Source organism: Micromonospora sp. CA-111912, assembly GCF_050948415.1.
In the GTDB taxonomy this organism is placed as follows: domain Bacteria; phylum Actinomycetota; class Actinomycetes; order Mycobacteriales; family Micromonosporaceae; genus Micromonospora.
Genome location: NZ_CP192007.1, coordinates 477476 through 490684 on the forward strand (window position 1 = coordinate 477476; position 13209 = coordinate 490684).

Sequence of the window (13209 nt, forward strand, 5' to 3'; positions counted from 1 at the left end):
TAGCTCGGCCGTAGGGTGATGTTCATGAGCGAACAGATCACCCCGTTCCGGATCGAAATTCCCCAGGACCGCCTCGACGACCTGCGCCAGCGGCTCGCCGCCACCCGTTGGCCGGACGAGTCGCCCGCCACAGGCTGGGAGGCGGGGGTGCCGCTGGGCTATCTGAAGGCGCTGGCCGACTACTGGCACACCGGCTACGACTGGCGTGCCCATGAGGCGCGGCTGAACGAGTTTCCCCAGTTCACCACCGAGATCGACGGACAGACCGTGCACTTCCTGCACGTTCGTTCGCCTGAGCCGGGAGCGGTGCCGCTCATCCTCACCCACGGCTGGCCCGGCTCGGTCGTGGAGTTCATGAACATCATCGGCCCGCTGACCGATCCCGCCCGGTACGGTGGCGATCCCGCCGACGCCTTCCACGTCGTGGCCCCGTCCCTGCCCGGCTTCGGCTTCTCCACCCCGCTCGCCGCACCCGGATGGGGCACCAGCCGGGTGGCCCAGGCATGGGCCGAGCTGATGAAGCGCCTCGGCTACGACCGCTACGGCGCCCAGGGCGGCGACACCGGAGCGATCATCACCCCGGAGCTCGGCCGCATCGACTCCGATCACGTGATCGGGGTGCACGTCAACAACCTGGGCACCTTCCCCTCCGGCGATCCGGCTGAGCTGGTCGGCCTCACCGAGGCCGACGAGGCCCGCCTCGCGTTCATGACCACCTGGGGCAGGGACATGTCCGGGTACGCCATCGTCCAGTCGACCCGGCCGCAGACGATCTCCTACGCCCTCACCGATTCACCGGTCGGTCAGCTCGCGTGGATCGTCGAGAAGTTCAAGGAGTGGACCGACCCGAGCGCCGGCCTGCCCGAGGACGCCATCGACCGCGACCTGATCCTCACCGACGTCTCGGTGTACTGGCTCACCGGCACCGCCGGATCCGCCGCCCGGATCTACTACGAGGACGCCCGCACCTGGGGCCAGGCCAACCCGAGGTCACAGGTCCCGACCGGGGTGGCGGTGTTCCCCAACGACATCACCATCCGGCCTCTCGCCGAACGCGACCACAACGTCGTGCACTGGAGCGAATTCAGCCGCGGCGGCCACTTCGCTGCCTTGGAGGCACCCGACCTCCTGGTGGACGACGTGCGGAAGTTCTTCCGCCCGCTTCGCTGACGGCAACCAGCCAGGGCAGCCGCCCCGCCGGCCCGCACCGCCCGATCCAGTCCGGCGGGACGACGCCTTCGGAGCCTGGAACCAGGCGGGGTACGACGCCAGTTGCCGGCGCCACCAGGACCGATCGACGACGCCAGGAGCCGTGCTCGATGGCCTACCAGTCCATAGTGATGCTTTGGCTGTCCTTGCAGACATGTGGGGCCTGACCGCGCTCACCGTTGCCGAACGCCAGGAACTTGACGACCAGGCGAAGCGTGTCGGGGAAATCCTGGAGGGTGAGCCGCTGTTGACCATCGGGACGGTCGCACTCGGCGGCCACGCGTAGGCACCCTGACCGGAAGCGACGGCTGCGGCGACGGCCTCATAGGCCATGACCGGTGCGCCTCCGGGTGATCGTCAGCGAAGGGTGTCTTTCCGAGCCGGACGAATTCGCCGGTGCACCCGCTGGTCTGCGGTGGTGCCCGCCCACCTGCTCAGGAGCGCGGTGCCATAGCAGATCGACTCGCCTTCCGGGCGTTGTCCACAGCGACCTCGGTTGTCCACAGGCGGGTGTGCACCACCGGCGGGGCCTGCCGGGTTCCCGGCACGCTCTCCGGCAGCACCCCCGAGTCCGACTGCTGGAGGCCGCGATGCCACCCCGTACCTCGCTCCCACCGCGCCGGCGGCTGCCCCTGCTGGTGACCTCGGACCACGACCTCCTGGACGAACTGCTCCGGCTTGCCGCCGCCGGCGGCACCGAGGTCGAGGTGGCCGCCGACCCGGCCGCCGCCAGGTCCCGGTGGACACCGGCGCCGCTGGTGCTGGTCGGCGACGACCAGGCGCAGGCGTGCCTGCGGGCGCGGCTGCCGCGCCGGCCACGGATGGTCCTGGTGGGTCGCTCCGGGCAGCTCGACCCCGGCTGGGAGATCGCCGAGCTGATCGGGGCTGAGCACGTCGCCGTCCTCCCCGCCGCCGAGCCGTGGCTGGTGGACCGGTTCGCCGAGTGCGCGCCGGACCGCGCCGGCGACGGCGTGGCCCGGGTGGTCGCGGTGCTCGGCGGGCGGGGTGGCGCCGGGGCGAGTGTCCTCGCGGGCGGGCTGGCCGTCACCGCCGCCCGGGCCCGGCTGCGCACCCTCCTCGTCGACGTCGACCCGCTCGGCGGTGGGCTGGACCTGGTGCTCGGCTGGGAACAACTGGAAGGGCTGCGTTGGCCGGCGCTCACCGACGCCGACGGCCGGGTCGACCCTCCGGCCCTGGTCCGGGCCCTACCCAGCCGGGGTGACCTGGTGGTGCTCTCCTGGGACCGGGGGGACCTGTTGGCCCTGCCCGCCCCGGCGATGGCGGCCACCCTGGAGGCGGCCCGCCGGGGGCGGGACTTCGTCGTGGCCGACGTGCCCCGACACCTCGACGACCCGGCCGTGCTCGCGTTGCAGGCCGCCGACCAGGCATTTCTGGTCGTGCCGGCCGAGCTGCGGGCCACCGCGGCGGCGGCCCGGGTGGTCGCCGCCGCCGCGCCGCACTGCGCCCAGCTCTCCGTCGTCGTGCGCGGCCCGGCACCGGGGCGGCTGAAGGCCGTCGAGGTGGCCCGCGCCCTGGGGCTGCCGCTGGCCGGGACGCTGCGACCGGAGCCGGGCCTGTGCCGGGGACTGGAACGGGGTGAGGCGCCCGCCGCCGACGGGCGTGGCCCGCTCGCCGCGCTCTGCCAGCGGATCGTCGGCGAGCTGACCGGCTTGCCCGCGTCGGGCGCGGCATGACCGCGCCTCCGGGCGGCGAGGAGCTTTCGAGCCGGGTACGCCAGCGCTTCGCCGCCGCGGACACCCCGGTCACCCCGGCCGCCGTCGTCTCCGCCGTACGTGCCGAGCCCGCCGCGGCGGTCCTCGGCGACACCGCCGTGCTCCGGATCGCCGGCCGGGTGCACGACGACCTCGTCGGCGCGGGTCCGCTGGCCCCCCTGCTCGTGGACCCAGCGGTGACCGACGTGCTGGTCAATGGGAATCGGGTGTGGGTGGACCGGGGGCAGGGCCTGCGTCAGGTCGCTGTTCCGCTCGGCACGATCGACGACGTCCGCCGGCTGGCCCAACGCCTCGCCGCCGGAGCCGGTCGCCGCCTCGACGACGGTTCCCCGTACGCGGACGCCCGGCTGCCCGACGGGACCCGGCTGCACGCCGTGCTGCCTCCGGTCGCGACGGACGGGCCCTACCTGTCCTTGCGCACCTTCCGGCAGCGCCCGTTCACCCTCGACGACCTGGTCCGGCAGGGCACCGTGCCCCGGCCGGTCGCGCCGGTGCTGGCCGCCGTGGTGGCGGCCCGGCTCGCGTACCTGGTCGTCGGCGGCACCGGCTCCGGCAAGACGACGCTACTCAACACGCTGCTGGGGCTGGTCCCGGGTACCGAGCGGATCATCCTTGTCGAGGACGCCGCCGAGCTGCGGCCCGTACACCCGCATGTGGTCGGGTTGCAGGCCCGCACTTCCAACGTGGAGGGCTCCGGCGCGGTCGGGCTCAGTGACCTGGTCCGGCAGGCCCTGCGGATGCGGCCGGACCGGCTGGTCGTGGGGGAGTGCCGGGGCAAGGAGGTCGTCGACCTGCTTGCCGCCCTGAACACCGGTCACGACGGCGGGGCGGGGACGCTGCACGCGAATGCCCCGTCCGACGTGCCGGCCCGGCTGGAGGCGCTCGGGATGCTGGGTGGGCTGCCCCGGGCCGCCCTGCACGCTCAGGTCGCCGCCGCGCTCCAGGTGCTGCTCCAGGTCCGCCGGGGTGCCCGGGGCCGGGTGCTGGAGTCGGTCTGCCTGTTGCTCCCCGAGGGACCGGACCGCCTGATCACCGTCGTCCCCGCCTGGGTACGCGGCCACGGGCCGGCTCCCGCCGCAGCAGCCCTCGGCACGCTGCTGCGCGAGCGCGACGTGCCCGTCCCGCCCGTCCTCGGTGAGGTGTGGCCTGGTCACCCCGATCGGGATGGCCGCTCCGATCGGGGCGACCGGTTCGAGGTGAGGGGCGGCGGGTCCCGGCACGGAGGACCCGAGTGACCAGGGCGGGTTGGCTGGTGGCGGTCCTTCTCGTCGTCGCCGCTGCGGCTGTGGCGTGGCCGCTGCGCAGCAGCCGGTCCCGGCGACGGCGACTACTCGGTTCGTCTCCGGGCCGGCCGTCGTCGCCCGTTGACCCGGCCGATCGGGTCGGTGCGGTACGCATCCCCACCGGGGAGGCCGCGCCGAGAGATGCCGGCGGGGCGTCGAACCGGCAGCGTGACCCCCGCGACGCCCGGGATCCCGGGCGACACCCCCGGAACGGGGCCGCGCCGGGGGAACATGGCGGCCCGTGCCCTGTTCCGGGCAGGCCGTCCGGCCCGCGTCCGTTCTCCGGCCCGTCCGGTCCGTCCAGGCCGCCCGACCCGTTCGGCTTCGGCGGACGGTCTGGGCCGCCCGGTCGTCGTGACCCGCGCCGGCCCACTGCCACCCTGGACCGGTCCGAGGCTGCCCCGCCGGGGCAGCGAGGCTCGCTGTTGGCTTCGCTGCTCCCCGATGCCGGGAACTGGCGTACCGGGTCGTCGCCAGGGCGGTTTCCCGCCGGCACGGCAGGCAGCCGTCGGCCGGGGGTGCCCGGGTGGCTGTCCGCCTCGCCCCGGCGAAGCCTGCTGCTGGCGGGAGCGGTGGGCGCCGGGGCAGGTGGCCTGCTGGCCGGGCCCGTGGCCGCCGTGGTGGTCGGCGCGTACGGGGCGTTGGCCGCGCGGGCGGTGCTGCGCAGAGGCCTCGCGCGTGCCGCTGAGCGCGCCCGACGACACAGCCTGGACCAGCTCAGCGCCCTAGCCGCAGACCTGCGCGCCGGCGTGCCGGTGCTGACCGCAGCCGCCGCCCTGACCGCTCGCCTGCCCTCGGCTGAGGTCGCCCCGAACGCCACCACCGTGCCATCGTTCGAGGTCGCGCTGACCGTCGGAGCCCCGCCGGCCCCCGATGGTCCGCCGGCCGCCTCCGGGACGGTCAACGATCCGGGGTTGATCCCCGGTCCGGCCCCGGACGCCGGCAGGCCAGCCGTTGCCGCGCCCGACCCGGACCGGCTGGGGCGGTTGGCCCAGGCAGCGATCCGGCTCGCGGACCGGACCGGCGCTCCGCTGGCCGACCTACTGGAGCGCGTCGAGGCCGACGCCCGGGCCACCGACCGAGGGCTGGCCGGCGCGGCGGCGCAGGCGGCCGGGGCGCGGGCCACCGCACTGCTGCTCGCGGCTCTGCCGCTCGGCGGCGTCGGGCTCGGGTACGGGGTCGGCGTCGACCCGGTCGAGGTCCTGCTGCACACACCCGTCGGAGGCGGATGCGCGATCGCGGCCGCCGTCCTCCAGTCGGCCGGGCTGCTCTGGACGGAGCGCCTCGGCGCGGTGCCGGACGGGAGCCGCTGATGACCCGGCAGGCGGTGGCGGCCGGTTGCCTCGTCGCGGCGGCGGTGCTCGCCCTCTCCGTCGGCTCGCCTGCGGGCACCGCCCGTCGCCTGCGTGGCCTGCAGGGGCGGGCCGGGCCGACCGGGCAATCGAGACCGGCGTGGTGGCCAGACCGAATCCGGCTCGGGGCGGGCCTCGCTGCGGTGGCGACCGTCGTGGTCGTCGGTGGCTGGTCCGGGCTCCTGGGTGGTGCCGTCGTCGCCGTCGCAGCGGACCGGGGTCTACGCCGGATCGAGCCCCCCGCCGTCCGGGAGCGGCGGCTCCGGGAGGCCGCCGACCTGCCTCTCGCGGCGGACCTGCTCGCGGCCGCGCTGCGGGCCGGTGCGCCGGTAGACCGTTCCGTGCTGGCGGTCGCGGAGTCGCTCGGCGGCCCGTTGGCCGACCGCCTGGGCCGGGTCGGTCGGACCCTGCTGCTCGGTGGCGGCCCCGAGGAGGCCTGGGCGCACCTTGTTCCGGTGCCGGGTGCCGAGCGGCTGGCCGGTGCCGCGCTGCGCTCGTCGAGCAGCGGCGCGGCGTTGGCCGGCGCGCTGACCCGCCTCGCCGACGACCTGCGCGCCGACCGGTCCACCGCCGCCGAGGCGTCGGCCCGTCGGGCCGGGGTCCTCATCGTGCTGCCGCTGGGGCTCTGCTTCCTGCCGGCCTTCATTCTCGCCGGCCTGGTGCCGGTGATCGTCGCCGTCCTCGGCGACGTCCTGTGAGCGCCGCCGGCCGGCCGGCCGGCGGCGAACGTTGAGAAGGGAAAAGCATGCGCATGATCCTCAATCGCCTGCGAGGCGACGCCGGGATGAACACCGCCGAGTACGCGGTCGGCACCCTCGCCGCCGTCGCGTTCGCCGGCATCCTGCTCAAGGTGCTGACGTCGGGCAACGTGCAGTCCGCGCTGACCGCCGTCATCGACCGGGCGCTGAAGTGACCGACCGCCGGCAGGCAGGGGACGAGCGGGTAGTGCCCGGGCGACGGCCGGGGCCAGCTCGGCCGACCGCGTCGGCGCGGCCGAGTTCGTCCCGGTCGCCACGGGACCGCGGGTCGTTCACGGCCGAACTGGCCGCCGGCCTGCCGGCGTTGCTGCTGCTCCTGCTGGCCGGGCTCACCGCCGTCAACGCGGTCGCAACGAAGGCGGCCTGCCTGGGAGCGGCCCGGGAGGCGGCGCTGGCCGCCTCCCGGGGCCAGCCCGGAGGTGCGGCGGGAGCCGCAGCGGCCCCGGCGGGGGCCGAGGTCTCGGTCGTGGGGGATGGCGATCGGGTCACCGTGACGGTGCGGGCGCCGGTACGCGCCCTCGGCGCCCGGCTGCCCCGGATCACCGTGACCGCCACCGCGGTCGCCGCCGTCGAGCCCGGCACCCCGGGACCGCAATCGTGACGGCCCACGCGGAACATTGCGGTCGCAGCCGTCGGGCCGGGAGCGTCCGCGAACACCACTGCAGTCGCAGCCGTCGGGCCGGGAGTCCTGGAAGTTCCGACGTTCAGCGGCGAGTTGCCGGAACGCCCCGGGCTGGGCGCGAGCGGGGCGGGGCGACGGTGTGCCTGCTCGCGGTCGGGCTGGTGTTCGTCGTGGTGGGCCTGTTCGGGGCGACGGTCGGTGCGGCTCGGGTCGCCCGGCAACAGGCCCGGGTGGCGGCGGACTTCGGCGCGCTCGCCGGGGCGGGTCGGGCCCTGGCCGGTGAACAGGTGGCCTGTGCGTCCGCCGACGATGTCGTACGGGCCAACGGGGCGCGGCTGACCGACTGTCGGCTGGACGGGCTGGATGCCGTGGTGACGGCGGAGGTGACGGTTACCCCGGCACCCGGCCTCACCCGGGTCGCTACGGTGACCTCCCGTGCCGGGCCGGTGCGGGCTGACGCCGACGGCGCGGCCCCGATGGGTCCGGATGCCCAAACCCGCAGAAACTGGCCGGCGAAGCCTGCCAGCGGATCGGTTCCCTCAGCCGAAACTCTTCCGGGACGGCTCAGCTGACGCTTCCGGGGAGGCGTCTCCGACGAGCCGCCGCCTATCCTGGCCCGACTGGCCGACTCCCGTGCGGCACAAACTGGCGTAAAGGACGGTTGGGTGACTTCCACGAGGTCGAGCACCCCTGCGACGTTTCTGATCGTGTTGATGTTTCCGTCGTTGTATCTCACCCTTACGGCGCTTGGGTGGAGCACCGACGCGGCCAAGCAGTCGACCCAGGTGGCCGCAGCCATTGTCGGCGCGCTCGTGGTGATGAGGCGGAATCGAGGCATGAGCCCTTCGGGCGACGTGCCGGGTCACGGTGCTCCTCGGATCCTCCTGCGTGCCGTTCTCCTGACCGTGGCGGTCTACCTCGCGGTCGCCGTCGTGACCGGGGTGGTCTCGGGCTTCGAGCCAATTGAGGCGACAAGCGACGAAAAGCAACTGTTCGACGACCGGTTGGAGATGGTGGTCGGGCTGCCGGTGAACATGCTTGTTGTTTACGGCATGGGCGTACGGTCCGTACGGTTCCTTCGCGTCGAGCGTGCCCTCGCGTGGTTGGCCCTCGTGGCGGTGGCCAGCCGTGTCGTGGCCCTGTCGATGTATCCGCTCGGGGCGGCCTTCGGACGAGCCCACGACCTGCCCGTTCCCGCCTTCCATGAGGCGCTGGTCGCGCAGGCCCTCTTCGGAGTGTTGATCTTCTGTTTCCTGGCCCTCGGTAACCTGCGCGTCCGTATGCGGACTCACGCCGCCGGGCCCAGCGCACCACGGCCTTGAGTGTCTGGTAATGCCGGCTCGAAGCAGACCAGCCCCCGGTCGCGGCTCGTCGGTCACCACCCGGGGTGACCGACGTAGGTCTGCTGCCGGTACGCCTCTTGCGTGCGGGGGAGCCGCATGAGCGGAAGCTGTTGCAGGACTGGTCTGCTGCTGGCGTTCGCCGTCACGGAGTTGATCGGCAGCCGGAGCAGCCGGGGCGCGTACCGCAATCGGCACGCGCCCCGAGGCGGCGATGGTCAGCGGCCCTGGTCAGCGGCCCTGGAGGGCATCCAGGCCGATTGCCATGGCGATCACGAGCCGGCGGTCGACCTGCGGGTTGTGCACCTCGACGACGTACCGGTCGCGCAGGCCCCACTTCTTGACGACCGAGAAGACCGGCTGGCCGCCCGCGGTGAAGTCGAAGTGGTACGGCAGCCAGGACAGCGAGTCCACGAACCGGCGCAGCAGCGCCACCGGCATGCTCCGTTCCTGGCCGGTCACCTGGGGCAGCCCGGCCTGCTCGACGTGCCACGTCGAGCGGAGCAGCGACTGGGCGAAGTCCTTGCGGAACAGCCCGATCGGGTTGCCGGCGTGGTCGGTCACGTCGTACGTGGCGCCGAGGTCGAGCCGCTGGCGGGCCTTGAAGCCCAGCAGCGGGTGCTGCTTGGTGTCATCGGTGTAGATGGTCACCTGCTCCTTGAAGGCGAGCCGCTTCTGCTGCGCGAACGCGAGCATCTCGCCTTCCGAACCGTCGGGGGCGACGGCGTGGACCTGGTACTGGTTGACCATCATCCGAATCCGCTGCCGGATGTGGAACTGCTTTTGGTGCTGCAAGGCGTCGAGCTGCATGAAATCTCCTTCAGGACGTCGCCGGAGTGTCGCACAGCCCTCGATTCGGCATTCGACCCCGGCCGCGGCCCGGGCGCCCCGGGAGTTTCCGCCCTCAGCGCCCGCCGTCGACGGTGGCCTTGAGCGCCCAGGCGTTGAGCACCTGGTGAATGCTGCGCAGCCGCTCGTTGATCTGTTCCAGCCGTTCCGCCTGGGCCAGCGCGGCCAGCGCGCTGCCGAGGGCGATCTGCTGGTCGGGGGTGAGTTGGTCCTGGTCGATGGTGTAGAGCAGGTCGACGGTCTCGGCGATGGTGTCGGCCACGACTCCTCCTCCGGCGGGAAACACGTGCTCGGGCGGTGGTGGGGTGCGCGAGTGCATGGAAGCGCTCCCATGTGTCAATGCCCCGCCGGGCCGTGATCTATTCCTGCGCTCCGGACGCCGCCACCCGATCGCGCTCCCCGTCCCCGGGCGGCTCGACGTCGGGCGCGTCGGCGGGGCCGGGCTGCCGGGGCGGGTGCTCGGCCGGCAGGTTGGCCAGCACCACGTCGAGGACCCGCACGGCGTCCGGCTTCGACAGCGGGTTGTTGCCGTTGCCGCACTTCGGGGACTGGACGCAGGACGGGCACCCCGCCTCGCAGCCGCACTCGGCGATCGCGTCGCGGGTGGCCCGGAGCCACTGGGCGGCCGTCCGGTACGCCCGCTCGGCGAACCCCGCCCCGCCCGGGTGGCCGTCGTACACGAAGACGGTGGGGGCCTCGGTGTCCGGGTGCAGCGCCGTGGAGAGCCCGCCGATGTCCCACCGGTCGCAGGTGGCCATCAGCGGCAGCAGCCCGATCCCGGCGTGCTCGGCGGCGTGCAGCGCCCCGGGGACGTCCGCCGCAGCGATCCCCGCCGAGGTCAACGACTGCGGGGACAGGGTGAACCAGACCGCGACGGTGCGCAGCTCCCGGGCCGGCAGGTCCAGCGGCCGGGTGTCGATCACCTCGCCGGAGGCGATCCGCCGCCGCTGGTACGACACCACCTGGCTGGTCACGTCGACCTCGCCGAGGAACAGCCCGACCGGGCCGGCGTCGACGTACGAGCGCACCGAAGCCACGGTCAGCGAGGTGACATCCCGGGCGTGGGTGGACCAGTCCGGCTCCTCGGGGTGCACCAGCGCGCAGCCGTCGGCCAGGTCGAGCGCGTCGACCACGTACGAGACTCCCTGGTGCAGATAGACCGCGCCGGGGTGGAGCAGGAAGTGCGACGAGCCGCCGTCCACGGTGCCGAGCAGCCGTCCGGTGGCCGCCTCCACCACGCACACCGGTGCCCCGCCCTCGCCGCGCAGGTCGACCTCGGGTCGCTCGCGGTGCCGCCAGTACCAGCCGGTCGGCCGCTGCCGCAGCGCCCCGGCCGCGACCAGGTCGTCCACCGCCTCCTTGGCGCCCTCACCGAAGAGTTCCAGGTCGGCCGGGGTGAGCGGGGCCTCGGCCGCCGCGCAGGCGAGCTGCGGGCCGAGCACGTACGGGTTGGCCGGGTCGAGCACGGTCGCCTCGACCGGCCGCCCGAACAGGGCCTCCGGGTGGTGCACCAGGTAGGTGTCCAGCGGGTCGTCCCGGGCCACCAGCACCGCGAGGGCCTCGTCGCCGGAGCGCCCGGCCCGGCCGGCCTGCTGCCACAGCGACGCCCGGGTGCCCGGCCACCCGCAGATCAGCACGGCGTCCAGCCCGACCAGGTCGACACCCAGCTCCAGCGCGTTGGTCGAGGCGAGCCCGAGCAGGTCGCCGTGCAGCAGCGCCCGTTCCAGTTCGCGCCGCTCCTCGCGCAGGTAGCCGCCCCGGTAGGCGGCCACCCGCTCACCCAGCCCGGGGACCGCCTCGTCCAGGGCGCGGCGGGCGTTGGCGGCCACGACCTCGGCGCCCTTGCGGGACCGGACGAAGGCGAGGGTGCGTACCCCCGCGGCGACCGTGTCGGCGAGCAGGTCGGCGGTCTCCCGCAGCGCCGACCGGCGCACCGGCGCGAGGTCGGCGACGGTGGCGTCGGCGTCGGCGGGCAGCAGCGGCGGCTCCCACAGGGCGAAGGTCACCCCGCCGCGCGGGGAGGCGTCCTCGGTGACGGCGGCCACCGGCAGGCCGGTGAGCTGCCCGGCCGCCGTCGCCGGGTCGCCCGACGTGGCCGAGGCCAGGATGAACACGGGGGTACGGCCGAAGCGGGCGCACTGCCGGCGCAGCCGGCGCAGCACGTGCGCGACGTGCGAGCCGAACACCCCCCGGTAGGTGTGGCACTCGTCGACGATCACGTACGCCAGCCGGCGTAGGAAGCCGGACCAGTGGGCGTGCCCGGGGAGGATCCCGTGGTGCAGCATGTCGGGGTTGGTCAGCACGAACCGGGCGTGCCGGCGGATCCAGTCCCGCTCGGCGCGCGGGGTGTCCCCGTCGTAGCAGGCGGGGCGTACCCCGTCGAGTTCCAGGCCGGCGACGGCGCGTAGCTGGTCGGCGGCGAGCGCCTTGGTCGGCGCCAGGTAGAGCACGGTGGCCCGGGGGTCGGCGAGCAGGGTGGCCAGCGCCGGGAGCTGGTACGCCAGGGACTTGCCGGACGCGGTCCCGGTGGCGACGACGACGCTCCTGCCCGCGTACGCCAGGTCGGCGGCCCGGGACTGGTGCCGCCAGGGCGCGACCACGCCGCGTCGGGCGAACGCCGCCCGCAGCTCCTCGGGCGTCCACTCGGGCCACGGCGCCCGTTCCCCGGCCCGGGCCGGCACCCGCTCGACGTGGGTGACCGGGTCGGCGCCGGTGCGTGCGCGCAGCTGGCGCAGCAGCTCGGCCGGTGCACCCACCGGCGGGCGGTCGGGCCCGCGGCCTGCGGATACGGTTGCTGCGGGGCTCACGTCCTGCACTCTCGCACAAGTGTTCGGAGTTGACTGGCGTGGGTTGTGGGTAAGGGAGAGCCTCCACCGGTGACCTCACGTACGCCGGCGGCGGGGATGGTTAGATGCCCAGGAGAGTTTACGACTCTTGCGAGGAGGACCGATGGAGCTGTCGCTGGCGACCCGTGCCGTGGGGGAGCACACGGTGCTCGAGGTAGGCGGTGAGGTGGACGTCTACACCGCACCCCGGCTGCGGGAACGACTCTTGGAATTGATCGACGGTGGGGCCCGTCACGTCGTGGTCGACCTGGGCCGGGTCGACTTCCTCGACTCCACCGGCCTCGGCGTGCTGGTCGGCGCGCTCAAGCGGCTGCGTTCGGTCGGCGGCAGCTTCGCGCTGGTCTGCGACAAGGAGCCGCTGCTCAAGATCTTCCGGATCACCGCGCTGGATCAGGTGTTTCCGCTGCACCCGACGGTCGACGCGGCCATCGGGGCCGATCCGACCGGTGCCGGCGCCTGATGGCCACGGTCCGGCTCTCCTTCTCGCCGGCGCCGGTGCACGTCCGCACCGCCCGGCTGGTCGGCGTCGCGGTGGCCCGGCGGGCCGGCGTGCGCGAGGACCTGCTCGACGAGGTGCGCTTGGCCATCGGCGAGGCGTGCACCCGGGCGGTGGCCCTGCACCGGCAGTACCACGTGCCCGACCCGGTGCTGGTGGAGATGTCCGACACCGGGTCGTACTCGGTGCGGGTGGTGGACCGGGCGCCGATCGAGGCGAGCATCGGCCTGACCGCGCTCGACGCCGACCAGCTCGCCAACGAGTCGCTGGACGAGGACGACCTGACCACCGGCGTGGGCTTCGCCCTGCTCGCCGGCTTCGTGGAGGACCTCCAGGTGCGCCCGGTCGACGACGGCGTGGGCACCGAGGTCCGGATGGTCTGGCCGGTGGGCCGCTGACTTCCGCTGATCCGTCGATCAACTTCTCTGGCTGACCCGCCGCTCAAGCAACTGATTCGCTGATCAGGCCGCTCCTCCCGACCGGGAGGGCGGCCCTTCCGTCGTTCCCGGGCCTTATATCAGATTCTTTCGCATAACACAGCGACGAAGATCATCCGGACACTGTGCCCCATGATGTGACCTCCGGCACTACGGAGGGCTACAGTACGCGGGTTGTCAGCAAGTGATCCTTCCCGCAGCCAGCGGGTATGGGTGCTCATCGCTGGCCCGCTGGGGTGGGTCGGCGCGCTTGCGAGTCCGCATCCAGGCGTCGGTCTCTGCGT

13 protein-coding genes and 2 pseudogenes are annotated in these 13209 nt (G+C 74.0%); 12 read left to right on the forward strand and 3 right to left on the reverse strand.

Translation table 11 applies throughout. From position 1 onward, the window contains the following. Positions 1-36: 36 nt before the first annotated feature. The 10 genes and pseudogenes from ACQPZO_RS02265 to ACQPZO_RS02310 all read left to right on the forward strand — a co-directional run bounded on the left by ACQPZO_RS02265 (position 37) and on the right by ACQPZO_RS02310 (position 8279). Positions 37-1170, forward strand: a complete 1134-nt coding sequence (locus ACQPZO_RS02265) for an epoxide hydrolase family protein (RefSeq protein WP_433350734.1) — start codon at positions 37-39, stop codon at positions 1168-1170. Between the two features lie 175 nt (positions 1171-1345). After that, positions 1346-1495: a hypothetical protein gene (locus ACQPZO_RS02270; protein ID WP_433346565.1), complete on the forward strand. Its 150-nt coding sequence runs from the start codon at positions 1346-1348 to the stop codon at positions 1493-1495. Positions 1496-1799: 304 nt separating this feature from the next. Then, a complete protein-coding gene (gene ssd, locus ACQPZO_RS02275; protein WP_433346566.1) occupies positions 1800-2903 on the forward strand; it encodes a septum site-determining protein Ssd in 1104 nt (367 codons plus the stop codon). Continuing rightward, positions 2900-4177 (forward strand): TadA family conjugal transfer-associated ATPase, encoded by a 1278-nt coding sequence (locus ACQPZO_RS02280; protein WP_433346568.1) that lies wholly within the window; start codon positions 2900-2902, stop codon positions 4175-4177. Before ssd ends, ACQPZO_RS02280 begins: the two co-directional genes overlap by 4 nt. Before the next feature lie 578 nt (positions 4178-4755). Beyond that, positions 4756-5538 (forward strand): annotated as a pseudogene (locus ACQPZO_RS02285) (hypothetical protein); the annotation flags it as partial. Next, positions 5538-6275, forward strand: a complete 738-nt coding sequence (locus tag ACQPZO_RS02290) for a type II secretion system F family protein (protein WP_433346570.1) — start codon at positions 5538-5540, stop codon at positions 6273-6275. The pseudogene ACQPZO_RS02285 and the gene ACQPZO_RS02290, both read left to right, overlap by 1 nt. 47 nt (positions 6276-6322) lie before the next feature. Further along, positions 6323-6490: a DUF4244 domain-containing protein gene (locus tag ACQPZO_RS02295; protein WP_350884280.1), complete on the forward strand. Its 168-nt coding sequence runs from the start codon at positions 6323-6325 to the stop codon at positions 6488-6490. 128 nt (positions 6491-6618) lie between these two features. Continuing rightward, positions 6619-6936 carry a TadE family type IV pilus minor pilin gene (locus ACQPZO_RS02300; protein ID WP_433350736.1) on the forward strand — a complete coding sequence of 106 codons (318 nt, stop codon included), beginning with the start codon at positions 6619-6621 and terminating at the stop codon, positions 6934-6936. 158 nt (positions 6937-7094) lie between these two features. Beyond that, positions 7095-7409: pseudogene (locus ACQPZO_RS02305) on the forward strand (Rv3654c family TadE-like protein); the annotation flags it as partial. A 255-nt stretch (positions 7410-7664) separates the two neighbouring features. Beyond that, positions 7665-8279 carry a hypothetical protein gene (locus ACQPZO_RS02310; RefSeq protein ID WP_433346573.1) on the forward strand — a complete coding sequence of 205 codons (615 nt, stop codon included), beginning with the start codon at positions 7665-7667 and terminating at the stop codon, positions 8277-8279. 249 nt (positions 8280-8528) lie between these two features. Here the strand turns inward: ACQPZO_RS02310 and ACQPZO_RS02315 are convergent, their stop codons facing one another. The 3 genes from ACQPZO_RS02315 to ACQPZO_RS02325 all read right to left on the reverse strand — a co-directional run bounded on the left by ACQPZO_RS02315 (position 8529) and on the right by ACQPZO_RS02325 (position 11962). Beyond that, positions 8529-9107 carry a hypothetical protein gene (locus ACQPZO_RS02315; RefSeq protein WP_433346575.1) on the reverse strand — a complete coding sequence of 193 codons (579 nt, stop codon included), beginning with the start codon at positions 9105-9107 and terminating at the stop codon, positions 8529-8531. A 94-nt stretch (positions 9108-9201) separates the two neighbouring features. Then, positions 9202-9408, reverse strand: coding sequence for a hypothetical protein (locus ACQPZO_RS02320; protein ID WP_396671508.1), 207 nt, complete (start codon positions 9406-9408; stop codon positions 9202-9204). A gap of 97 nt (positions 9409-9505) precedes the next feature. Continuing rightward, the gene (locus tag ACQPZO_RS02325) at positions 9506-11962 is read right to left on the reverse strand and encodes a DEAD/DEAH box helicase (RefSeq protein WP_433346577.1); all 2457 of its coding nucleotides are present in this window, start codon (positions 11960-11962) and stop codon (positions 9506-9508) included. Positions 11963-12095: 133 nt separating this feature from the next. On the opposite strand from ACQPZO_RS02325, the gene ACQPZO_RS02330 reads away from it, so the two are divergent. Together ACQPZO_RS02330 and ACQPZO_RS02335 are read left to right on the forward strand one after the other, a co-directional pair. Further along, positions 12096-12452: an STAS domain-containing protein gene (locus tag ACQPZO_RS02330; protein ID WP_396671506.1), complete on the forward strand. Its 357-nt coding sequence runs from the start codon at positions 12096-12098 to the stop codon at positions 12450-12452. Further along, positions 12449-12886 (forward strand): ATP-binding protein, encoded by a 438-nt coding sequence (locus tag ACQPZO_RS02335; RefSeq protein WP_433350738.1) that lies wholly within the window; start codon positions 12449-12451, stop codon positions 12884-12886. Before ACQPZO_RS02330 ends, ACQPZO_RS02335 begins: the two co-directional genes overlap by 4 nt. Positions 12887-13209: the final 323 nt, after the last annotated feature.

Bases quoted from the DNA above. Each gene is read 5' to 3' on its own strand.
- ssd (WP_433346566.1), top strand. From the start codon at position 1,800: ATGCCACCCCGTACCTCGCTCCCACCGCGCCGGCGGCTGCCCCTGCTG.
- ACQPZO_RS02280 (WP_433346568.1), top strand. From the start codon at position 2,900: ATGACCGCGCCTCCGGGCGGCGAGGAGCTTTCGAGCCGGGTACGCCAG.
- ACQPZO_RS02290 (WP_433346570.1), top strand. From the start codon at position 5,538: ATGACCCGGCAGGCGGTGGCGGCCGGTTGCCTCGTCGCGGCGGCGGTG.
- ACQPZO_RS02295 (WP_350884280.1), top strand. From the start codon at position 6,323: ATGCGCATGATCCTCAATCGCCTGCGAGGCGACGCCGGGATGAACACC.
- ACQPZO_RS02315 (WP_433346575.1), bottom strand. From the start codon at position 9,107: ATGCAGCTCGACGCCTTGCAGCACCAAAAGCAGTTCCACATCCGGCAG.
- ACQPZO_RS02330 (WP_396671506.1), top strand. From the start codon at position 12,096: ATGGAGCTGTCGCTGGCGACCCGTGCCGTGGGGGAGCACACGGTGCTC.